Annotated in this window: 22 protein-coding genes; 15 read left to right on the top strand and 7 right to left on the bottom strand. The window is 58.7% G+C overall.

Translation table 11 applies throughout. The annotated features are described in order from the left end of the window. Positions 1-64 precede the first annotated feature (64 nt). The 7 genes from mtgA (at position 65) to BMY44_RS18240 (ending at position 5,939) form a co-directional block, all read left to right on the top strand. Positions 65-790: a monofunctional biosynthetic peptidoglycan transglycosylase gene (mtgA, locus tag BMY44_RS14245; protein ID WP_089996202.1), complete on the top strand. Its 726-nt coding sequence runs from the start codon at positions 65-67 to the stop codon at positions 788-790. Positions 791-843: 53 nt separating this feature from the next. Next, positions 844-1,509 carry an FtsZ-binding protein FzlA gene (gene fzlA / locus BMY44_RS14240; RefSeq protein ID WP_089996200.1) on the top strand — a complete coding sequence of 222 codons (666 nt, stop codon included), beginning with the start codon at positions 844-846 and terminating at the stop codon, positions 1,507-1,509. Positions 1,510-1,533: 24 nt separating this feature from the next. Beyond that, the gene (queG, locus tag BMY44_RS14235) at positions 1,534-2,577 is read left to right on the top strand and encodes a tRNA epoxyqueuosine(34) reductase QueG (protein WP_089996197.1); all 1,044 of its coding nucleotides are present in this window, start codon (positions 1,534-1,536) and stop codon (positions 2,575-2,577) included. 87 nt (positions 2,578-2,664) lie between these two features. Beyond that, the gene (locus BMY44_RS14230) at positions 2,665-3,840 is read left to right on the top strand and encodes a PQQ-dependent sugar dehydrogenase (RefSeq protein ID WP_423219754.1); all 1,176 of its coding nucleotides are present in this window, start codon (positions 2,665-2,667) and stop codon (positions 3,838-3,840) included. Then, complete coding sequence (locus tag BMY44_RS14225) at positions 3,837-4,793, top strand: phosphatase domain-containing protein (protein ID WP_089996195.1); 957 nt, start codon at positions 3,837-3,839, stop codon at positions 4,791-4,793. Before BMY44_RS14230 ends, BMY44_RS14225 begins: the two co-directional genes overlap by 4 nt. Positions 4,794-4,795: 2 nt before the next feature. After that, on the top strand, positions 4,796-5,716 hold the full coding sequence (locus tag BMY44_RS14220; RefSeq protein ID WP_089996192.1) for a DMT family transporter: 921 nt from the start codon (positions 4,796-4,798) through the stop codon (positions 5,714-5,716). A 49-nt stretch (positions 5,717-5,765) separates the two neighbouring features. After that, on the top strand, positions 5,766-5,939 hold the full coding sequence (locus tag BMY44_RS18240; protein WP_165611851.1) for a hypothetical protein: 174 nt from the start codon (positions 5,766-5,768) through the stop codon (positions 5,937-5,939). Here BMY44_RS18240 and BMY44_RS14210 read toward each other — a convergent pair. Next, positions 5,936-6,805, bottom strand: coding sequence for a branched-chain amino acid aminotransferase (locus tag BMY44_RS14210; RefSeq protein WP_089996186.1), 870 nt, complete (start codon positions 6,803-6,805; stop codon positions 5,936-5,938). The genes BMY44_RS18240 and BMY44_RS14210 overlap by 4 nt on opposite strands. Positions 6,806-6,956: 151 nt before the next feature. Between BMY44_RS14210 and BMY44_RS14205 the strand changes: the two genes are divergently transcribed. From BMY44_RS14205 to dxs, 6 genes are all read left to right on the top strand, one after another. Further along, complete coding sequence (locus BMY44_RS14205; protein ID WP_089997182.1) at positions 6,957-7,463, top strand: MarR family winged helix-turn-helix transcriptional regulator; 507 nt, start codon at positions 6,957-6,959, stop codon at positions 7,461-7,463. Continuing rightward, the gene (locus BMY44_RS14200) at positions 7,460-8,161 is read left to right on the top strand and encodes a response regulator (protein ID WP_089996184.1); all 702 of its coding nucleotides are present in this window, start codon (positions 7,460-7,462) and stop codon (positions 8,159-8,161) included. The genes BMY44_RS14205 and BMY44_RS14200 overlap by 4 nt, the downstream gene beginning before the upstream one ends. Positions 8,162-8,227: 66 nt before the next feature. Further along, the gene (locus BMY44_RS14195; protein WP_089996181.1) at positions 8,228-9,151 is read left to right on the top strand and encodes a histone deacetylase family protein; all 924 of its coding nucleotides are present in this window, start codon (positions 8,228-8,230) and stop codon (positions 9,149-9,151) included. Then, entirely contained in the window at positions 9,148-9,387 is a 240-nt protein-coding gene (locus BMY44_RS14190; protein ID WP_089996179.1) for an exodeoxyribonuclease VII small subunit, read from the top strand. Before BMY44_RS14195 ends, BMY44_RS14190 begins: the two co-directional genes overlap by 4 nt. After that, positions 9,380-10,252 (top strand): polyprenyl synthetase family protein, encoded by an 873-nt coding sequence (locus tag BMY44_RS14185; protein ID WP_089996176.1) that lies wholly within the window; start codon positions 9,380-9,382, stop codon positions 10,250-10,252. The genes BMY44_RS14190 and BMY44_RS14185 overlap by 8 nt, the downstream gene beginning before the upstream one ends. Positions 10,253-10,262: 10 nt before the next feature. Next, positions 10,263-12,176 carry a 1-deoxy-D-xylulose-5-phosphate synthase gene (gene dxs, locus BMY44_RS14180; RefSeq protein WP_089996173.1) on the top strand — a complete coding sequence of 638 codons (1,914 nt, stop codon included), beginning with the start codon at positions 10,263-10,265 and terminating at the stop codon, positions 12,174-12,176. Positions 12,177-12,325: 149 nt separating this feature from the next. Here dxs and BMY44_RS14175 read toward each other — a convergent pair whose 3' ends face one another. Then, positions 12,326-13,096, bottom strand: coding sequence for an ion transporter (locus BMY44_RS14175; RefSeq protein WP_089997181.1), 771 nt, complete (start codon positions 13,094-13,096; stop codon positions 12,326-12,328). 184 nt (positions 13,097-13,280) lie between these two features. Between BMY44_RS14175 and BMY44_RS14170 the strand changes: the two genes are divergently transcribed. Continuing rightward, positions 13,281-13,970: an androgen-induced gene 1 family protein gene (locus BMY44_RS14170; protein WP_089996171.1), complete on the top strand. Its 690-nt coding sequence runs from the start codon at positions 13,281-13,283 to the stop codon at positions 13,968-13,970. Here the strand turns inward: BMY44_RS14170 and BMY44_RS14165 are convergent. Then, positions 13,900-14,763, bottom strand: coding sequence for an SDR family oxidoreductase (locus tag BMY44_RS14165; protein ID WP_089997180.1), 864 nt, complete (start codon positions 14,761-14,763; stop codon positions 13,900-13,902). The two genes, BMY44_RS14170 and BMY44_RS14165, sit on opposite strands and share 71 nt — an antisense overlap. 55 nt (positions 14,764-14,818) lie before the next feature. Between BMY44_RS14165 and BMY44_RS14160 the strand changes: the two genes are divergently transcribed. Next, positions 14,819-15,448: a class I SAM-dependent DNA methyltransferase gene (locus tag BMY44_RS14160; RefSeq protein WP_089996169.1), complete on the top strand. Its 630-nt coding sequence runs from the start codon at positions 14,819-14,821 to the stop codon at positions 15,446-15,448. Here the strand turns inward: BMY44_RS14160 and BMY44_RS14155 are convergent. From BMY44_RS14155 to BMY44_RS14140, 4 genes are all read right to left on the bottom strand, one after another. After that, entirely contained in the window at positions 15,445-16,227 is a 783-nt protein-coding gene (locus BMY44_RS14155; protein ID WP_089996166.1) for a carnitinyl-CoA dehydratase, read from the bottom strand. The two genes, BMY44_RS14160 and BMY44_RS14155, sit on opposite strands and share 4 nt — an antisense overlap. Continuing rightward, complete coding sequence (locus tag BMY44_RS14150) at positions 16,224-18,245, bottom strand: acetate--CoA ligase family protein (RefSeq protein WP_089996164.1); 2,022 nt, start codon at positions 18,243-18,245, stop codon at positions 16,224-16,226. Before BMY44_RS14150 ends, BMY44_RS14155 begins: the two co-directional genes overlap by 4 nt. After that, on the bottom strand, positions 18,242-19,405 hold the full coding sequence (locus BMY44_RS14145) for an acyl-CoA dehydrogenase family protein (RefSeq protein ID WP_089997179.1): 1,164 nt from the start codon (positions 19,403-19,405) through the stop codon (positions 18,242-18,244). Before BMY44_RS14145 ends, BMY44_RS14150 begins: the two co-directional genes overlap by 4 nt. A gap of 141 nt (positions 19,406-19,546) precedes the next feature. Then, positions 19,547-20,293 carry a class II aldolase and adducin N-terminal domain-containing protein gene (locus tag BMY44_RS14140; protein WP_089996160.1) on the bottom strand — a complete coding sequence of 249 codons (747 nt, stop codon included), beginning with the start codon at positions 20,291-20,293 and terminating at the stop codon, positions 19,547-19,549. Positions 20,294-20,366 lie beyond the last annotated feature (73 nt).

Below are 20,366 nucleotides of genomic sequence, written 5' to 3'. Positions count from 1 at the left end.
CATTGCGCGGGGTTTTCCATCAGCCTGCCTTGACCATGTCAAAATTGGCGTGGCTTAACGTGGCATGGCAAAACCCAAGACCAAAAAGACAACACGCAAGAAAGCACCGCCCAAACCGAGCCTATTGGCACGGTTGCGTCGCCTGCTCTGGCGTGGCCTGTTCGGGGTCTTTGCATTCGTCGTGCTGGTGACGCTTTTGTTCACCGTGGTGAACCCGCCTACAAATATCTACATGGCCAGCGAAAGCCGCCGACTGGGTGGTGTCACTCAGGAATGGGTCGCGCTCGAAAATATCGCGCCCGTGATGGCCCGATCCGCCGTAGCCGCCGAGGATGCGAATTTCTGTCTGCATTGGGGACTGGACGTGGACGCCATTCAGACCGCAATCGACGAAGGCAGCAATCGTGGCGCATCGACGATATCGCAGCAAACCGTCAAGAACGTCTATCTCTGGCATGGCCGATCTTACATGCGCAAAGCAATAGAGGCCATCTGGACCCCGCTGGTCGAGGCTGTCTGGTCAAAACGCCGCGTGCTGGAGGTTTATCTGAACGTCGCCGAATTCGATGAAGGCGTGTTCGGCGTGCAGGCCGCGGCGCGACATTATTTCGGTGTCGATGCTGCCGATCTGACACCACGTCAGGCGGCGCGGCTTGCGATGGTTTTGCCATCGCCCAAGACCCGCAGTGCGTCAAATCCGACACCCACCCAGCGACGCCGCGCGGCCAGTATCATGGATGGGGCCGCAACGATCCTTGCCGATGGACGGGCGGACTGCTTCGAAGGTTGAACGCACGCGCGGGATGCGGCATTGAAGATGCAGCCACAACGTGAGTTGCCCCCATGAACCGACTTTACCATTACCCGCTGTCTCCGTTTTCGCGCAAAGTGCGCCTGTCCATGGCAGAGAAGAAAATCGAAGTCGAACTGGTCGAGGAACGGTATTGGGAACAGGATGCCGATTTCCTGCGCCGCAACCCTGCTGGCAAGGTGCCAGTCCTGAAAATGGGCAACCGTACAATGGCCGATAGTACGGCCATTTGTGAATATCTCGAAGATAGCCATCCGACCCCGCCGCTTCTTCCAAACGGCGCGGAAGGCCGGTACGAAGCGCGGCGGATCGTTGCGTGGTTCGATGACAAATTCTACAAGGAAGTCACCGCCAAGCTGTTGGGTGAACGCGTGTTCCGCAAAGTGATGGGCACCGGCTATCCCGACAGCACGAACGTCAAGGCAGGATCCCGCGCGGTCAAGTACCACCTTGATTACATGGCCCACCTTCTGGACCAGCGGCGCTGGCTTGCCGGCAACGACATGACGCTCGCCGATTTCGCGGCAGCGGCACAGTTGTCATGTCTGGACTATATTTCCGACGTTGACTGGAACCGCCACGAGGTCGTGAAAGACTGGTATGCCAAGATCAAATCCCGCCCAGCGTTCCGTTCCCTTCTGGCCGATCAGGTCCCCGGTTTTCCGCAACCTGCCCACTATGCCGATCTTGACTTCTAAGCGGGGATCCCACCCACGCGCGTCATGTCGCTAAGGACCGAACTCGACAGTTTTGCCCGTGCCGAAGGGTTCGCAAAAATCGGGGTTTGCCGCCCCGATGCCGTGTCGCTTGCGCAGTCGCTAGAGCAGTTCGTTGATGCTGGTTACCACGGGCAGATGGGCTGGATGGCCGATAGGATGCACTGGCGTGGCGATCCGTCCGCACTTTGGCCAGCAGCGAAATCAGTGGTGATGTTCGCCGAACCTTACACACCGACACATGATCCGCTGGCTGTGCTGGGGCACAAGGACAAGGCCGCCATTTCTGTCTATGCGCAGGGCCGCGACTATCACGACGTCCTCAAGAAGCGGCTCAAGCGGGTCGGGCGCTGGTTCATCTCGCAAGTGCCAGATGCGGAAATCAAGGTTTTCGTAGATACCGCGCCGGTCATGGAAAAACCGCTCGCTCAGGCGGCGGGGCTTGGCTGGCAAGGCAAACACACCAATCTGCTGGGCCGCGATCTGGGCAACTGGTTCTTTTTGGGCGCGATGTTCACGACCGTACCGCTTGATCCCGATCCGCCAGAGGTTGGCCATTGCGGTAGCTGCACCGCTTGTCTCGATATCTGCCCGACCAACGCCTTTCCAGCGCCTTACAAACTGGATGCACGGCGCTGCATTTCCTACTTGACGATCGAACACAAAGGACCGGTTGCAGACGACCTGCGGGGTCTGATGGGCAATCGAATCTACGGTTGCGATGATTGCCTTGCTATTTGCCCGTGGAACAAATTCGCCGAAACCGCACGGGATGCGAAATACGCAGCCCGCGCTGACGTGAAAGACCCACCTCTGGCAGAACTGGCTGTTCTGGATGATGCAGCGTTCCGCGAACGTTTTTCCGGGTCGCCGATAAAGCGGATCGGACGTGATCGTTTTGTGCGCAATGTGCTTTATGCCATCGGAAATTCAGGGCTGCCCGCGTTGATGTCTGTCGCAGAAACGCAGTTGGCTGATCCCGACCCGACAGTTGCCGATGCTGCGCGCTGGGCTGTGGACAAACTACGGTCCGGTCAGACGGGATTGTGACGTCTGCCAACCTCGGCTAGCGCGAAATCTGCACTATGTTCATCTGAAACGCGTCACTTACATAGCCCCAAGCCAAGTAGGATCAGGATGATGAACAAGATATTCAAGGCTGCCACCCTCAGCGCAATTCTGGCAACAGGCGCCGCAGCCGAAGTGCCACAAGGTCCACCCAACGCCAATTTCGAACCGGCATTCGAAAATCAGACCCGCGCCCCGCAATTGCCGAAAACGAACGTCGAGGTAAGTAACTTCGCCGAAGGACTGGAACATCCCTGGGGCATCGCCCGCCTGCCCGATGGGCGTTATCTGGTGACCGAGCGGCCCGGTCGTTTGCGTCTGGTTGGTGCCGACGGCGGTGTGTCAGGAGAGATCGCCGGCCTGCCGACAGTCGATAATCGCGGGCAGGGCGGCTTGTTGGACGTCGCGCTCTCTCATGATTTTGAAAATGACCAGACAGTGTACTGGACCTACGCCAAAGGCGTGCCGGGCGGCACTGTGACGGCAGCGGCCCGCGGGGTTTTTTCTGAAGGTGGCGAAATTCTTGACGCGCGCGATATCTTCGTTCAGCAGCCACCGTCGCAAAACCCGATGCACTACGGCAGCAGGATCATCCCGATGCCCGACGGCATGGTCTGGATCACCACAGGCGAACACTCCGTGCGCGAAGATGCTGTCAAAGCGCAGGATATCAACATTACCTACGGCAAGGTGATCCGCGTGACGTGGGACGGGCTGGCACCGATGGATAACCCCTATGTCGGTGAAAATGGCGATGACGCCGTCTGGTCGTATGGTCATCGGAATATTCAGGGTGCAGCCCTTGATGCCAGCGGCGCGCTTTGGACAATCGAACACGGCCCGCGCGGCGGGGACGAACTGAACAAACCGGAAGCGGCCAAGAACTATGGTTGGCCTGCGATTTCATACGGTATCAATTACAATGGTAGCCCCGTCGGCGGTGGTGAAGCGGTCGCCGAAGGGATGGAGCAACCGGTCTATTACTGGGATCCGGTGATCGCCCCCGGCGGCATGGTCTTTTACGACGGACCTTTCGCGCCTTGGCAAGGCGATCTGATCATCGCGTCACTGCGTCCGGGCGGTCTTGTCCGTCTTGAACTGGAAGACGGCCGTGTCGTTGGCGAAGAACGTCTTTTGACCGATGTTGGTCGGGTGCGCGACGTTGAATTGCTTCCCGATGGCAGCTTGCTTGCGCTGCTTGATGCGGCGGATGGCGGTATCCTGCGAGTGACGCCAACCGAATGAATTTCAAGCTGCTCCTCGCCCGTATCGCGGCGCGTATCGAACGGTGGACGGATGTGCTTCGTCGCCCCAGCAAGGCAGAACCAAGCATCACGCCCTATGTCGGCTATGCGACGCCCCAGCATCTGATTGTGCGCGGGCGTGTTCTGGCCACGCGGCAGGAACGGTTGATGCGGCCGGATCAGTCGCGATTTGCGAACTTCCGCGCGATGATAGGTTTGTTTCGCACAGACGAAATGGCCGACGTGATTGTCAGCGCAGGCGAAGTCATGACGCGGACCGACGAAGAAGGCTACTTCACGCTGGAACTGCCGCGCGGTGACGCAACGGGCCGCACGATCGTCACGGTAACGCTGGGCAAGAAAAGCTGGCAATGTCCCGTGATCATTCCGGACACGGCAGCGTCCTACGGGATCATTTCGGACATCGACGACACGATGATCCTGACCGGTGCCTATTCCTTGGCCCGCAACATCTGGACCTCATTGACCGGAAATGCCGCGACACGACTGGTGTTTCCAGACGCAGTCCGGCTGATGGCGCGGCTCAATACGGTTGTGAGCCCGGTGTTCTTTGTCAGTTCTTCGCCTTGGAATTTCTATCCGTTCCTGCGTGAAATCATGTCGAAATCCCAACTGCCCGAAGCACCGATGTTTCTGCGCGATTACGGGATCAGCGAAACGCAATTCATCACCGGAACGCATGGTGACCACAAAGGACAGGCCATTGACACCATTCTCGCGGCGAACCCGAACTTGCCCTTTGTGTTGATCGGCGACACCGGCCAGCACGATGCGCATGTCTATGCCGATGCCGTGAAACGCCATCCAGGCCGGATCGCCCGCGTTATTTTGCGGCAAGCCGGGCCGCGTCAGGATGCTCACGCTATCAGTGCCTTGCGCGCTGCGGGAATCCCTGTGCATGTTGCGCCAAGTTATGATGACATGGACTTCTAGTAATGCAGCCCTTGCGTGGCATCCTGTTCAAGGTCTCGTCGGTCGCTGTTTTCATGATCATGGCAAGCTTGATCAAGGCGACCGCTGACAGTGTGCCACCGGGACAGGCCGTGTTTTTCCGGTCGTTCTTTGCCATGCCAATCATCCTTGGCTGGCTCGCCATGCGCCGTGAATTGCGTAACGGGTGGAAAACGCAGAAACCTTTTGGTCATTTGTGGCGCGGTATACTTGGCACCATTGCAATGGGATTGGGGTTCACCGGACTTGCCCTTTTACCGCTTCCCGAAGTGACCGCTCTTGGCTATGCGGCCCCACTGATCGTTGTGATCATCGCCGCTGTCTATCTCAAAGAACCGGTTGGCGTCGTACGTCTCAGCGCAGTCGCGTTGGGTCTGGTTGGCGTGTTGATCGTCATTTCGCCCCGTTTGTCGCTCGGCGCAAAGATGAACTCGACCGAAACACTTGGCGTGATCGTCGTTCTGTGTGGTGCGATGACGGTGGCCATGGTGCAGGTCCTGGTCCGCAAACTTGTGCGCACCGAAAGCACGGCGACAATCGTGTTCTGGTTCACGGTGACGTCCACGATCATGTCACTTTTGACATTGCCATGGGGGTGGGTCGTGCCGTCTTGGGACGTGGCCGCTCTGTTGGTCCTCGCCGGCCTCTTGGGGGGCGTCGGACAGATGCTTGTCACCACCAGTTACCGCCATGCAGAGGCATCGCTGATCGCGCCCTTTGATTACACCTCGATGCTGCTGGCGTTATTTATCGGATATTTCGTCTTCAGCGAAGTGCCGACGACGCCAATGCTGATCGGCGCAAGTCTCGTGATTGCGGCTGGAATTCTTGTTGTTCTGCGTGAACGCCACCTTGGTCTGCAGCGTGCGCGGCAACGCGCCGTTACCGGCAAGTTTGGCGGTTAGACCAACGGGTAATTTCGTGGTATGGTTGTCATCCACATCGGAGGATATCATGCAAAAACGCAAGTCAGAAGATACCCGCAAAACCGACCTCGCCCGTGCGATCGCTGCTGAACGGGTCGCGACACCAAAGCCTGCGACCCTTGATCTTCAGCGCAGACCGCGGGCTCATGCGCAACAACGCGTAAAAGCGTTCCTGCGGATTGACCGCGGCTACAAGGCCTAGCTGCGCACCAGTTTTTCGTAGGACGACGCTACGTCCAGCGCAAGCGCGCCGACCTCGAAGTTGTAATCGCCGATCTGCCCGACCGGTGTCACCTCTGCCGCTGTGCCTGTCAGCCAGCATTGCTCGAAGCCTTCCAGCTCTTCGGGCATGATGACACGCTCATGCACGGTGACACCCTGTTCCTTAAGCATCCCAATCACCGTCTGACGGGTGATGCCGTTCAAAAAGGCATCCGGCTTGGGTGTGTGCACTTCACCATCCTTGACGAAGAACAGGTTCGCGCCGGTGCATTCGGCCACATAGCCGCGGTAATCAAACATCAGCGCGTCTGAACAGCCCTTCGCTTCTGCGGCGTGCTTGGACATTGTGGCGATCATGTAAAGCCCGGCGGCCTTGGCCTGAGATGGTGCCGTTTCCGGCGACGGGCGCTTCCATTTCGCAATATCAAGCTTGGCGCCCTTGGTTTTGGCATCACCATAGTAATTGCCCCATTCCCAGACCGCGACGGCAAGATGGACAGGATTGCGTGCTGCTGCAACGCCCATGTCCTCACCCGACCCGCGCCAGGCGACAGGGCGGACATAGGCGTCCTTTAATCCGTTGGCATCCAGTGCGGCCTGCTTGGCAGCTTCGATCTCATCGACCGAATAGGGGATGTCAAAGTCGATCAGCTGACCAGATTTGATCAGCCGTTCAGAATGCTCGCGCGATTTGAATATCTTGCCAGAATAGCAACGCTCGCCCTCGAATACGGAAGAGGCGTAGTGCATGGCGTGGGTCAGGATATGCACCTTTGCGTCACGCCATTCGACCAGTTGGCCGTCAAACCAGATTTTACCGTCCCGATCATCATATGCGCCCGCCATCGGACCACTCCTTCAATTTTGCATTTATTGCGTGAATAGGTCCGAAACGGACATAAAGTTACGCATTTTCTGTGAATCGCTACCAATGCAGCCTTGGAATGTCAACAAGGCTGACATATTCTTGCGTCAACTTCAGCTAAGGGGTTTGAAAATGTCGCAAAATACGCAACCGCAGGTCGGGCAAAGCCTACTGTTTCTGACGGATGAACAGGTGCGGCAGGGAATCGAAGCGATGTTTTTCGCCTACCGCGGCTTCACCGCCGACCCGGATCGTATCCTTTCGGAAAAGGCATATGGCCGGGCGCATCACCGGGCCATCCACTTCATTCACCGCAGTCCCGGCACCACGGTCAATAACCTTATCGCCATCCTTGGAGTTACAAAGCAATCGCTTAATCGTGTCTTGCGCACACTGGTTGCTGACGGTTTGGTGTCCTCAACCGTCGGGGCGCGTGACAAACGTGAACGACATCTGCATCTTACGGAAGCGGGGGCAGCCTTGGAGCGAGAGCTTTCTAATGCACAGCGTGACCGTATGCGCAGCGCCTATAGGGCGGCAGGGCCAGAGGCCGTTGTCGGATTCCGGCAGGTGCTGGAAGCTATGATGGATGACGATATGCGCGGCGCATACGAGACGATGAAGGACAGAGCTGAATGATTGCAGACGATGCCCACCTGCTGATTGTCGATGATGACGAACGTATTCGCACACTTCTGCAAAAGTTTCTGTCCCGGAACGGGTTCCTTGTGTCAGGGGCCCGCGACGCGGCCCATGCCCGCCGTATCCTTGCAGGTCTGGAATTCGACCTGATCGTTCTGGACGTGATGATGCCGGGCGAGGACGGAATTTCCCTGTGCCGCGATCTGCGCCAGACGATCACGACCCCGATCCTACTTCTGACCGCCAAGGGCGAAACGGATGACCGGATCAAAGGCCTTGAATCCGGCGCTGATGATTACCTTGCCAAGCCGTTCGAACCGAAAGAACTGTTATTGCGCATCAACGCGATCCTGCGCCGCGTGCCTCAGGTGGAAGCGGACCCCATTGCCCCAAAGGTCCTTCATATGGGGCCTGTGCGCTATGATATCGCCCGTGGCGAGATGTGGAATGGCGACGACATGGTGCGGTTGACCGCCACGGAAAGCCAGCTGATGCGCATCTTCTCGGCGTCCCCGGGCGAGGCGATGACGCGCGCCCGCCTTGTCGAGGAGTTGAGCAGGTCAGGTGGGCAGACTCAGGAACGCGCTGTCGATGTTCAGATCACCCGTCTGCGCCGCAAGATCGAGGTCGATCCAAAACAGCCCCGCTATCTGCAAACCGTGCGCGGTGCCGGATACATGCTCGCGCCAGAGTGACGTTTGCCGCATGGCGCGGTCAGAATAGCCATTGCAGTTTCCGTCCGGATTGGATGAGTTGGACGTATGACAACCGCTCTGATCACACACCCCGCCTGCTATGACCACGTAACGCCACCGGGACATCCCGAACAGGTAGCACGGCTTGATGCCGTACTTGGCGCCTTGGAAGACATCGACCTGCTGCGCCTCAAGGCCCCGCAGGGTTCAGAGGACGATATCCTGCGCGCCCACCCGCAGGCCCATATCAACGCCATCCGCGCGGCTGCACCGGAACAGGGCTGGCGCGCGCTCGATGCAGACACGCATATGTCCGACGGCACGCTCGAAGCAGCATTTCGCGGCGTCGGCGGCATCGTCCGTGCGGTCGATGCGGTGATGACCGGTGAAGCAGACAATGCTTTTGTCGCCATGCGCCCCCCGGGCCATCATGCAGAGCGCGAAACGGCGATGGGATTTTGCTTCTTCGGGAACGTGGCAATTGCCGCAAAGTATCTGCTGGATCATCACGGCCTAAAACGTATCGCTATCGTTGATTTCGATGTGCATCACGGCAACGGCACGCAGGATCTTGTCGAAGACGACGCCCGCATCCTGTTCTGCTCGACGCACCAGATGCCGCTTTATCCCGGCACTGGTGCCGCGCATGAAACCGGTGTCGGCAACGTGCTGAACGTTCCTTTGCGGGAAGGGGATGGATCGAAACCATTCCGGGACGTGATGGAACGGGTTGTTCTGCCCCGAGTTGATGCATTTTCTCCCGAATTCCTGCTGATCTCGGCAGGCTTTGATGCACATAAGGATGATCCACTGGCGGGGTTGAACCTGGTCGACGATGACTTTGCCTGGGTGACGCTGCAGCTTTGCGATCTGGCAGCGAAACATTGCCAGGGTCGCGTTGTGTCTGCGTTGGAGGGCGGGTATGACTTGCCCGCGCTTGGTGCCTCGGCACGGGCGCACGTGAATGTGTTGAAGGAGGCTGCCGGATGAGCGCGCCAAACGTCGATGAGATGAGTTTTGAAGACGCGATGAAAGAGCTGGAAACCGTTGTCGGCCAGCTGGAACGCGGCGACGTCGCGCTGGATCAGTCTATCGCGCTTTACGAACGCGGCGCTGCGCTCAAGGCGCGCTGCGAGGCGAAGCTGAAAGAAGCCGAAGAAAAAGTCGCCAAGATCACCCTAACGCCGGATGGGCAGCCAAACGGAACGACGCCGCTGGATGGCTAGGAACTTCGAGGCTGCTTTGGCCGATGCAGCAACTGCGGTTCAGTCATTTCTTGCAGCAGAGATACACACACCGTTGAATGTCACCTTGGGCGAAGCAATGCGCTACGCGGTCGTTGGTGGGAAAGGTCTGCGCGGCTTTCTTGCGATGGAAAGCGCGCGTCTGCACGGTGTGCCCGCATTGCAGGCGGTCATGCCAGCGGCGGCGATCGAATGCTTGCACGCTTACTCCCTTGTGCATGACGACCTGCCTTGCATGGATGACGACGATCTGCGACGGGGCCAACCGACTGTCCACAAGAAATGGGACGAAGCAACAGCCGTCCTCGCGGGGGACGCATTGCATGCCAAAGCATTCGAACTGCTGGCGCGCGCCGATTTCTCGGAAAAGACTCAAGTTGCCTTGCTCTGGTCCTTGGCGCGGGCCGCCGGTGGGCAAGGCATGGTCGGGGGTCAGGCCGCCGACATCGCAGCCGAAAGCGCTGCAGACCCGCTCGACCTCGACGGCATCATGGCGCTGCAAAAAGGCAAGACTGGGGAGCTTATCACTTGGTCATGTCTCGTCGGGCCAATCATCGCTGACGCGTCACTGACACCCTTGCGCACCTATGGCGACGCCCTCGGCCTCGCGTTCCAGATCACTGATGACATTTTGGATGTCGAAGGCGACGCCGCGACCGTCGGCAAGGCCGTATCCAAAGACGAAGCCGCCGGAAAGGCCACTTTTGTTTCGCTTCTTGGTCTTGATGGGGCGAAGCGTCGCGCAGCGGAACTGGTGGAATCAGCGCAAGATGCGCTAAGTCCTTATGGCAAAGATGCGGATACACTCCGCGCGGCGGCGCAGTTCGTTCTGCACCGCAAGAAGTAGGAGCCACCTCATGGCTGAGCGTCCCAAAACACCCATTCTGGATCGTGTGACTGTGCCGGCAGACATGAAAGTTCTGACCGATGCAGAGTTGCACCAGCTGGCCGACGACGTGCGGGCCGAGACGATCTCTGCCGTCTCCGAGACAGGCGGTCACTTGGGTGCGGGTCTTGGCGTTGTCGAACTGACCGTAGCCTTGCATGCAGTCTTTGACGCGCCCAAGGACAAGATCATCTGGGACGTGTCACACCAGTGCTATCCGCACAAGATCCTGACTGGACGGCGCGACCGCATCCGCACCCTGCGGATGAAGGATGGTTTGTCCGGTTTCACAAAGCGCAGCGAAAGCGAATACGATTGCTTTGGCGCCGCCCATTCCAGCACGTCGATCTCGGCGGCACTGGGCTTTTCGGTTGCGCGTGACCTTGGCGGGCAGGGCGGTGATGCAATTGCGGTAATCGGTGACGGCGCGATGTCGGCGGGCATGGCTTATGAGGCGATGAATAACGCAGGCCATCTGGGCAAGCGGCTGATCGTGATCCTCAACGATAACGATATGTCGATCGCACCCCCTGTCGGAGCGATGTCGTCCTATCTGTCGCGTCTTTACGCAGGCGAGCCGTTTCAGGAATTGAAAGCCGCCGCCAAGGGTGCAATTTCCCTGCTGCCCGAACCTCTCCGCGAAGGTGCCAAACGCGCCAAGGACATGGTCAAGCACATGACCGTCGGCGGCACCCTTTTCGAGGAATTGGGATTCAGCTATCTCGGCCCCATTGACGGTCACGACATGGAACAACTGCTGTCGGTGCTGCGCACCGTCAAGGCACGGGCCACTGGCCCGATCCTGATCCACGCGATTACAAAAAAGGGTAAAGGCTACGCTCCGGCAGAGGCTGCCCGTGATCGTGGACACGCGACCGGTAAATTTGACGTCGTAACAGGCGAACAGCAAAAAGCGAAAAGCAATGCGCCGTCCTACACCTCTGTCTTTGCCGAAAGTCTTCTGAAACACGCAGCCGAAGACAGCCGCATCTGCGCTGTCACAGCGGCGATGCCCGATGGTACGGGGCTGAACAAGTTCATGGAACGCTACGCCTCGCGCTGTTTTGACGTCGGTATTGCTGAACAACACGCCGTGACATTCAGCGCGGGTCTTGCCGCTGGCGGGATGCGTCCGTTCTGTGCGCTCTATTCGACGTTCCTACAGCGTGGCTATGATCAGGTCGTACACGATGTGGCAATCCAGCGGCTTCCGGTGCGCTTTGCCATAGACCGCGCCGGTCTGGTTGGCGCAGACGGTGCGACCCATGCAGGCGCATTTGATGTCGCCTACTTGGCGAACCTGCCCGGATTCGTCGTGATGGCCGCAGCGGACGAGGCCGAGCTTGTGCATATGGTCGCCACCGCAGCACAGCACGACGACGGCCCAATCGCGTTCCGCTTTCCACGTGGTGAAGGCGTCGGCGTTGATATCCCGGTTGACGCCACACCTTTGGAAATCGGCAAGGGCCGCATGATCCGCGAAGGCAAGCAAGTAGCAATCCTGTCATTCGGGACACGTCTGCAAGAAGTCGAAGCAGCCTGCGAATCGCTTGCCGCGAAAGGGATCACCCCGACCATCGCGGACGCCCGCTTTGCCAAACCGCTCGATCGCGAACTGATCCTCAAACTCGCATCAGAGCACGAGGCGTTGATCACCATCGAAGAAGGCGCAGTCGGCGGTTTCGGCAGCCATGTGGCGCAACTCCTCGCCGACGAAGGCGTGTTCGATCACGGCCTGAAATTCCGGTCCATGGTCCTGCCGGATATCTTCATCGATCAGGCCAACCCGCGCGACATGTACGCAGTCGCCGGACTGAACGCCGAACATATCGAAGCGAAGGTGCTCGAGGTGATGGGTGTCGTAACAATGGGAAAGCGGGCCTAGGCCTGTTGGGCGCTTCTAACGGAAGTTTGGCCGGTACAACGCGGGTCTGCGGACCGTGCAACTGAAAACATAAGAAGGCATGTTTCAGCTTCCCGTCCGGCGATCCGAGAAATGTTCCGGCAGTCATGCAATGACCGCATAAGCAAACTTCACCGCCCCAAACGATCCAACCGCTGCTCAATCGCATCAAGCTTGGCCAGCACTTCGTCCCGGTAGGCGTCCGTATTGGCGTTGTCTTCTGCGTGATGGGCATCCTGCATCGAATTGACGATGAGACCAACCAACAGGTTCACGACCGCGAATGTCGTCACAAGGATAAAAGGCACGAAGAAGGCCCAAGCGTACGGATAGACCTCCATCACCGGGCGCACGATCCCCATGGACCAGCTTTCCAGCGTCATGATCTGGAACAGTGTATAGCCGCTGTCGCCCAATGTGCCGAACCAATCGGGAAAGCTGTCGCCGAACAGCTTGGTGGCCATAACGGCCCCGATGTAAAACATCATGCCCATCAGCACGAAAACCGAACCCATACCGGGAAGCGCGGTCACGAAACCTTCGACCACGCGGCGCAATGACGGTGCGACAGACACCACGCGCAACAGGCGCAAAATGCGCAATGCCCGCAGGACCGACAATCCACCCGCGCTGGGCAAAAGCGAGATGCCGACAATCACGAAATCAAAGACGTTCCACCCGTTACGGAAGAACGACAGCCGGTAGGCAAAGAACTTTGCCAGCAGCTCGACCACAAAGATCGCAAGACAAAGCGCGTCAAGAAACAGGATCAAATCCCCGGCAACCGCCATCACAGGCTTGGACGTTTCCAGCCCAAGGATCGCCGCGTTGAACAGAATAACCCCTAGGATCCCGTAACGGACCCAGGATGTTTCAAGCAGACTGGCAACGCGTTGGCGCATCGGTATTCCTTTTGACAAACTTGGCTTTGATATGTGGTGCAGACCCAGCGCTACAAGGCCCATTGCGCGGATATGGCAAAGCAGTGCCGTTTCATCGGCAGATGACCTCTTCAGCGATCCAAATGCGCGGACTGACGTATCGTCAGTCTGGACGAAACAGTACGCGCTGACGCAGTCTGCGGCCATGTCTACCTACCCCGTTCGCCTCTACCGTTGGATCGTGTTTCTTTTGGCCGCGGGCTATTGTCTGCGCATGATCGTCATGGGGGATTACGGCGAATTCGCGGGACCGTTCCGGTATCTGACGGTCTGGGCGCTGTTCCTGTCGTTCTTCTGTGCCAGCCGCATGATGGCGCGCGAAGAAGGACGCACGACGCGCCGCTTTGATGGGATGGTGTCGATGACTGCCGTCATTAATGCAATGGTCGTCTTTCTTTACTGGCGGTTGTTCTTCGCGGACCCCGCGTCCGTGACCAGCGACGGGCAGATCGGGCCGCTCTATCTGGAATTGTACCTGCATCTTGCCGGACCGTTGCTGCAATGGATCGACGCCTTGTTCATCCACCGCAGTTTTCGCAGGCCGTTTGCGGCACTTGGCTGGTTGTTCGGCGTGATCTCTATCTACGTTGTGTGGGGCGAACTTGTTTTGCAACGCATGAACGACACGCCGCGCGGAACAGTCACCACCGGATTGCCTTATCCGTTCCTGAACAATCTGACCTTCGATGATCGGGTGGTGTTCTATGCCAGTAATTTCGGCGTAGCGATCGTGTTCCTCTTGGGCTTTGCCGCGCTGGCGTGGCTTATCCGGCGCTTTCTTCCGCAGCCAACAGCGCCTGTAATCCGGACCGATAGTCCGGAAACAGCAACCTGACCCCCAGTTCATCCTTGATCCGGTCGTTTCGCACCTTCTTGCTTTCAGCATAAAAACTGCGAGCCATCGGGGACATATCCGCGGACTCGAAATCCACTGCTTCGGGAACGGGCAAGCCCAGCAGTTCCGCAGCATAGGCAATGACATCTTGTGGGGGTGCGGGATCATCGTCGCAGACGTTGTAGGCCGCCCCCGGATTGGGTTTCCTGATCGAGGCTTCCAACACGCGCGCGATATCGGATACATGGGTGCGGCTGAACACCTGACCTTGCTTGATGATCCGCCGGGCGGTGCCGTTTCGCACCTTTGAAAACGGTCCGCGACCCGGCCCATAGATGCCCGCAAGGCGAAAGATATGAAGCGGCAGGCCCGGAATGGCAGCCCATTGTGCTTCGGCGTCCGCGCGCGCCTTGCCGCGCTTGGTCGTGGGCGTCAGCGGGGTACTCTCGTCCACCCAATCGCCATCATGATCGCCGTAAACACCAGTGGTGGACAGATATCCGACCCATGCGAACTGATCCGCCCGCGCGGCGATCTCATCACGCAGTGCTGCAAGAACCGGATCACCGTCGTCATCGGGGGACGCTGACACAAGAATATGGGTCGCGGCATTCAGGGCTGGGGTCATATCGGCACCCGGCCAGATGCGCGGTTCAATCCCGCTTTGCATCAGCGACGCCAGCTTGTCCTCGCTGCGCGTTGTGCCGATCACACGCCAGTCTTGCGGCAGCAGCAGCCGCGAAAGCGCCTTGGCCGAATAGCCGTGCCCGAACGAAAGAAGTGTATTTTCCATGGCGCATAGGTGCAGGACGGATTGCGCAAGCGCAAGGGCGTGATAGATTTCTGCCATGTCCGAAAAAACGCCAAATCTGGATGACGCCTATGCGCTGAAAACAGCGCAGGATGTCACTGCGCTCTATGAAAATTGGGCGCACAGTTACGATGTCGGCTTCAGCGATTCACAGGGGTATCAACTGCCCAACGTCGTCGCACGCGCGTTTGTCGCGGCTGGCGGCAAAGGTCCGGTGCTGGATGTCGGGGCCGGTACGGGGCTGGTGGCAGAACAGCTTGCCCGTGTGGGGGTCACCCCGATCGACGCGCTTGATCTGTCGGTCGATATGCTGGACGTCGCGCGCAACAAGCAGATTTATCGCAATATTCTGGTGGCCGATGTAACGAAACCGATCAGCGGCAGTGCTGAGGATTACGCCGGTATCATCAGTGCAGGAACCTTTACGCATGGACACGTCGGATTCGAAGGTCTTTTGCCGCTGCTGAATATCACGCGACCAGCAGCGGTTTTCGCCCTCTCCGTCAATCTAAAGCATCACGAAGCCGCCGACTTCGCTGCAGGATTTGAAGGATTGGCCGGACAAATCGCGGATCTAAGAACGCATGACGTGCGCATCTATGATGATCGCGCCGCCGCCCCGAATCGACAGGACCTGGCGCGGATCGTGACCTTCACCAAGGTCTAGCGCCCCTTCCAGACCGGATCGCGTTTTTCGGCAAAGGCGCGGGCGCCTTCGGCCTGATCATCGCTGGAATAAAGCGTATCCACACTGGCAAGCTGCCGCTTCGTGATCCGGTTCATCGCATCCTGAAACTTGCTGTCTTCGGCATCGCGCACGATTTCCTTGATGGCGGCATAGACAAGCGGTGGACCCGACGCGATCAGATCGGCCATCGCGCGGGCAGCATGCATCAGATCGGCCGCAGGATGGATATGGTTCACAATCCCCCAGAGATGGGCTTCTTGTGCGTCGAACCAGCGCCCCGTCAGCAGCAGTTCCATGGCAATATGATAAGGGATACGTTTGGGCAGTTTGACGCTGGCAGCATCCGCGACGGTGCCCGACCGTATTTCCGGCAGCGCAAATGTCGCGTGGTCCGCGGCAAGGATGATGTCGGCCGCCAGCGCCAATTCCAGACCACCACCACAACAAATGCCATTGACTGCGGCGATCACCGGCTTGTTCATGCCGCGCAATTCCTGCAATCCGCCAAAGCCGCCCACTCCATAATCGCCATCTACCGCATCGCCATCATTGGCCGCTTTCAGATCCCAACCGGGGCAAAAGAACTTTTCACCCGCGCCGGTGATAACGGCGACGCGCAAATCCGGATCATCGCGAAATTTGGCAAAGACATCGCCCATCCGGCGGGATGTTTGCAAGTCGATGGCGTTGGCCTTCGGACGGTCCAGTGTGACCTGAAGGATCGCACCATCGCGCTGTGTCTTGATTGGATTTGTCATGTGTCTTCCTCCGGCATGGATTGGCTCCAAAGCGCGTCTGCGGCGATGGCGAATTGCGGGGTGCAGATCAGCGGGTTGACCTCAAGCTCGACAAAGCCGCTGGCATGGTCAACCACAAAGGCTTGCAGCCGCAGGATCGCTTCAACGATTGCGCCCCTATCTGCAGCAGGACCACCGCGGTAACCGGCAAGCAACGGCGCAATGCGTAGCCGTGCAAGCGCGCTTTCAATGTCATCCGCTGTCACGGGCAACAGAATGTGCTGCGTATCCTGCCACAGCTCTGTCAGCGTGCCACCGGCACCGATGGTCAGTACGATACCATGCGCCGGGTCACGCAAGAATGCGACCAGCAATTCCGCGACACACTCCTGGACCATTTCCTCAATCAGTACCGCACTAGCATCGGGCAATTTCGCTATCGCATCATGCACCGCGGCCACGTCGGGCAGGTCCAGGATGACCCCACCTTTGTCGGTCTTGTGCAGCAGGTCGGTGCGTTTCATGGCAACCGGAAATGCCAGCGTCGCGACCTGCGCGACGGACGCGCCACGCGGTACCGGCACGCCGTACTCGGCCAACGCTGCCTTCGTCGTAGCCTCGGAATGCGATACGACCGGACCGCCGAATGCACCTGACAGTATGCCGCTCTTTGGGACGCGACGCACCAAGGCGGCAACAGCACTCATCGCATCCGACAAGCCCTGAAGCGGCGCGACACCAGCGGCAAGAAGCTGCTCCGCGATATGCGTCGGCAGGTTTTCCGGCAACGTGGCCACAAGGGCGACGCAACCGCCGGTGTCGATCTTCGTCTTGATTGCTGCATCAATCGCGCATTGCCAGTCTGCCGGATCCGCGCGGGTGGCGTCCGGCACATCGACGATGGTCAGCGTGATCGCCACCGCGTCCGATACCATCTGCGACCAGGCTGCGGCCATCCGGTCGGGGTCGCGCCAGATATAGGTGTGGTAGTCCAGCGGGTTGGCCAGCGCGACCTTTGGGCCAAGGACATCACGCAGCTCAACCTCCTGATCATCACGCAACGGCGGAAAATGGACGCCCTTGTCCTGCCCGATATCCGCTGCCAGCGATGCTTCGCCCCCCGAACAGCTGATCGACGCCACATTCGCGCTGGCAAGGCGACCGCAAACGTGCCCCAGTTTCAACGCTTCAAGAAACGCAGTTGGCGACTGCACTCGCCCGATCCCCAACGCATCCAGCAAGGCTTGCGCGCCTGTATCATCACCGGCAAGCGATGCGGTATGGGACTGCGTGGCAATTCGGGCCGCTTCGGATAACCCGGCTTTCAGGGCGACAAGCGGGATGTCCTTCCCGTGCGCCTTGCGGGCAACGGCTTCCCAAGCGGCGATGTCACCGAAACCCTCGATGTGAAATCCGATTGCAGTGATGCGTGGATCGTCAAGCAGATCGTAAGCGATGGCAGCCTGCGACAGCTGCGCCATGTTTCCGCAGGTAATCATCATCGCGATCGGCAGGCTGCGTTTTTGAAAGGTCAGGTTGATGGCGATGTTGGACGATTGGGTCAGGATCGCGACGCCGCGATCAACCCGGGTCATGCCATGCTGATCCGGCCAGATGATTGCCCCATCCAGCGCATTGATAAAGCCATAGCAATTCGGCCCAAGGACGGGCAAGTCACCGGCCGCACGCAGCAAACGGCTCTGGGCCTCACCGCCCGTCGCATCTTCCGCCTGTGCTTCGGCAAACCCGGACGCAAAGCAGACAGCACCGCCCGCGTTGGCGCGACGCAAACGTTCAACAGCGCCGATGGTCGCATCGCGATTGATCCCGATAAAAGCCGCATCAGGCGGGGCTGGAAGATCAGGTACGCCACGATAGGCGCGTAGCCCGGCGATTTTGTCACGTGACGGATGGATCGGCCAGATATTCCCCGAGAACCCGAACTTCTGCGCCTGCTGCACAACCGCTTCACCCCAGGCCCCGCCGCCAATGACAGCAAGCGAGCGGAACCGCATCAGCCGTGTCAGGTCTGCCGTCATGCGCCAAGGGCCCGCAGCAACTCACGGCTGATGATATGCCGCTGGATTTCGGACGTGCCGTCCCAGATCCGTTCAACCCGCGCATCGCGCCAGAACCGTTCCAACGGATAATCATCCATCAGGCCCATCCCGCCATGTACCTGAATAGCCGCGTCCGTCACGCGGCCCAGCATTTCAGATGCATAAAGCTTCGCAGAAGCAATTTCGCGATTGGCAGGCAGCCCCTGATCCAGCCGGTCGGCAGCGGCAAGTGTCAGCAGATCGGCCGCGTCAATCTCGGTAATCATATCGGCCAGCTGAAAGCTGACGCCCTGAAACTTGCCGATGGGCTGGCCGAACTGTTCACGCTCAGCCGCGTAGTCGAGGGCGTAATCGAACACGCGGCGCGCACGCCCGACAGACATGGTGGCGACAGTGATGCGGGTGGCATAAAGCCAGGTGTTCATCACGGCAAAACCGCCATCAACCGCGCCCAGAACCTGTGCGTCAGGTAGGCGGCAGTCGTCGAATTCAAGGATCATGTTCTTGTAACCGCGATGACTTACAGATTTGTATCCATCGCGAATGGTAAAACCCGGCGTGTCCCGGTCTACCAGAAACGCCGTGATCCGCTTTTTCGGACCCTTCGGGGTCTGGTCTTCACCCGTCGCGATGAAAACGATCAGAAAATCGGCGTGATCCGCGCCTGATATGAAATGCTTGGTCCCGTTGACAACCCAATCGCCGCCCTGTCGCACAGCGCTGCATTTCATGCCCCTGATGTCCGATCCTGCCCCCGGCTCGGTCATGGCAAGCGCGTCCATCCGTTCACCGCGCACGGCTGGCATCAGATAACGTTCGATCTGCTCGCCCTCGCAAGCCATCAGGATATTCTGGGGACGGCCAAAGAAATGATTAAGCGCCATCGACCCGCGCCCCAGCTCGCGTTCGACCAGCGCAAATTCAACGTGATTCAAACCTGCGCAGCCGATGCTTTCGGGAAAATTGCAGGCGTAAAAGCCAAGGTCGATGGTCTTCTGTTTTATGTCCTGCGCAATATCGGGCGGCACTTCGCCCGTACGTTCGACAAGGTCTTCGTGCGGATAGATTTCGTTCTCGACAAAGCTGCGGACGGTCTCTGCGATCATCTTTTGTTCGTCTGAAAGGCCGTAAACGGTCATGTGGTCGCCCCGGTTCTGGAAGGTCTGATCAAGGATGAAATGGCAGCAGTCAGCCGGGGCGGCGCGTACTGGTCCAGATCGAAAGGTCATCCCAAAAACACATCATCTCAGCATCTGGCCTCGTGGGTGATGGCATTGCCGTCAGTTGGCATAATTGCTTCCCTCTTCATCCAGCAGTGCCTTGAGTTCGGAAAGATGGCGGGCGTCCTGTTCGGGATAGATTTCCAGTTCACGGGCTGTCTTTTCCGCAATATCGTCGGGCAAAACGCGCAGCGGCTGACCCGTTTGCAGGGCGCGGATATAAGTCTCGCAAGCGCGTTCGAAATAATACATCCGGTTGAATGTCTCGGCGACTGTCTGGCCGATGACCAGAACGCCGTGATTGCCCATGATCATCACCTTTTTTTTCGGGTCGGTGAACATCGTGGCGCAGCGGGCCCCCTCGTCTTCGAAGGCAAGTCCACCATAGCCTTCATCGATAATGCAGCGGTTGAAAAACGTGCAGCAGTTCTGGTCGATCGGCGGCAGGAAACTGTCCTTGAGACTGGCCAACACCGTCGCAAAGATCGAATGCACGTGCATGGCGCAGCGGGCATGCGGAACCAGACGGTGCAAGCCGCCATGCAGGCCCCATGCAGTCGGGTCCGGCGCGTTGGGGCCTTCCAGCGATGCGGGATCATTGGCATCCACGACAATCAGATCTGATGCCTTGATCCGGCTGAAATGCATCTGGTTCGGGTTCATGAGGAACCGCGTGCCGTCATCGTTGATCGCGAGCGAAAAGTGGTTTGCCACCGCTTCGTGCATGTTCAGCCGTGCGGTCCAGCGGAACGCTGCCGCCAGATCAACCCGTTCGGTCCAGTGCGTGAGATTGTGGGCAATGTTCATAAGCGGCCTCCTGAAACGAAGTTTGGCGGTCCGATGGAATGCGGTCCAGCAAAATATTTGAAGTCGCACCGGT

This window comes from Cognatiyoonia koreensis (assembly GCF_900109295.1).
In the GTDB taxonomy this organism is placed as follows: Bacteria; Pseudomonadota; Alphaproteobacteria; order Rhodobacterales; family Rhodobacteraceae; genus Cognatiyoonia; species Cognatiyoonia koreensis.
Note: the sequence above shows the minus strand (reverse complement) of the source record. Positions and strands in the feature narration are given on the sequence as shown.

Bases quoted from the DNA above. Each gene is read 5' to 3' on its own strand.
- BMY44_RS14200 (WP_089996184.1), top strand. From the start codon at position 7,460: ATGATTGCAGACGATGCCCACCTGCTGATTGTCGATGATGACGAACGT.
- fzlA (WP_089996200.1), top strand. From the start codon at position 844: ATGAACCGACTTTACCATTACCCGCTGTCTCCGTTTTCGCGCAAAGTG.
- BMY44_RS14160 (WP_089996169.1), top strand. From the start codon at position 14,819: ATGTCCGAAAAAACGCCAAATCTGGATGACGCCTATGCGCTGAAAACA.
- queG (WP_089996197.1), top strand. From the start codon at position 1,534: ATGTCGCTAAGGACCGAACTCGACAGTTTTGCCCGTGCCGAAGGGTTC.
- BMY44_RS14165 (WP_089997180.1), bottom strand. From the start codon at position 14,763: ATGGAAAATACACTTCTTTCGTTCGGGCACGGCTATTCGGCCAAGGCG.
- BMY44_RS14230 (WP_423219754.1), top strand. From the start codon at position 2,665: ATGATGAACAAGATATTCAAGGCTGCCACCCTCAGCGCAATTCTGGCA.
- BMY44_RS14185 (WP_089996176.1), top strand. From the start codon at position 9,380: ATGGCTAGGAACTTCGAGGCTGCTTTGGCCGATGCAGCAACTGCGGTT.
- BMY44_RS14175 (WP_089997181.1), bottom strand. From the start codon at position 13,096: ATGCGCCAACGCGTTGCCAGTCTGCTTGAAACATCCTGGGTCCGTTAC.
- BMY44_RS14195 (WP_089996181.1), top strand. From the start codon at position 8,228: ATGACAACCGCTCTGATCACACACCCCGCCTGCTATGACCACGTAACG.
- BMY44_RS14140 (WP_089996160.1), bottom strand. From the start codon at position 20,293: ATGAACATTGCCCACAATCTCACGCACTGGACCGAACGGGTTGATCTG.
- BMY44_RS14225 (WP_089996195.1), top strand. From the start codon at position 3,837: ATGAATTTCAAGCTGCTCCTCGCCCGTATCGCGGCGCGTATCGAACGG.
- mtgA (WP_089996202.1), top strand. From the start codon at position 65: ATGGCAAAACCCAAGACCAAAAAGACAACACGCAAGAAAGCACCGCCC.
- BMY44_RS18240 (WP_165611851.1), top strand. From the start codon at position 5,766: ATGCAAAAACGCAAGTCAGAAGATACCCGCAAAACCGACCTCGCCCGT.
- BMY44_RS14145 (WP_089997179.1), bottom strand. From the start codon at position 19,405: ATGACCGTTTACGGCCTTTCAGACGAACAAAAGATGATCGCAGAGACC.
- dxs (WP_089996173.1), top strand. From the start codon at position 10,263: ATGGCTGAGCGTCCCAAAACACCCATTCTGGATCGTGTGACTGTGCCG.
- BMY44_RS14205 (WP_089997182.1), top strand. From the start codon at position 6,957: ATGTCGCAAAATACGCAACCGCAGGTCGGGCAAAGCCTACTGTTTCTG.
- BMY44_RS14210 (WP_089996186.1), bottom strand. From the start codon at position 6,805: ATGGCGGGCGCATATGATGATCGGGACGGTAAAATCTGGTTTGACGGC.
- BMY44_RS14170 (WP_089996171.1), top strand. From the start codon at position 13,281: ATGTCTACCTACCCCGTTCGCCTCTACCGTTGGATCGTGTTTCTTTTG.
- BMY44_RS14220 (WP_089996192.1), top strand. From the start codon at position 4,796: ATGCAGCCCTTGCGTGGCATCCTGTTCAAGGTCTCGTCGGTCGCTGTT.
- BMY44_RS14150 (WP_089996164.1), bottom strand. From the start codon at position 18,245: ATGACGGCAGACCTGACACGGCTGATGCGGTTCCGCTCGCTTGCTGTC.
- BMY44_RS14190 (WP_089996179.1), top strand. From the start codon at position 9,148: ATGAGCGCGCCAAACGTCGATGAGATGAGTTTTGAAGACGCGATGAAA.
- BMY44_RS14155 (WP_089996166.1), bottom strand. From the start codon at position 16,227: ATGACAAATCCAATCAAGACACAGCGCGATGGTGCGATCCTTCAGGTC.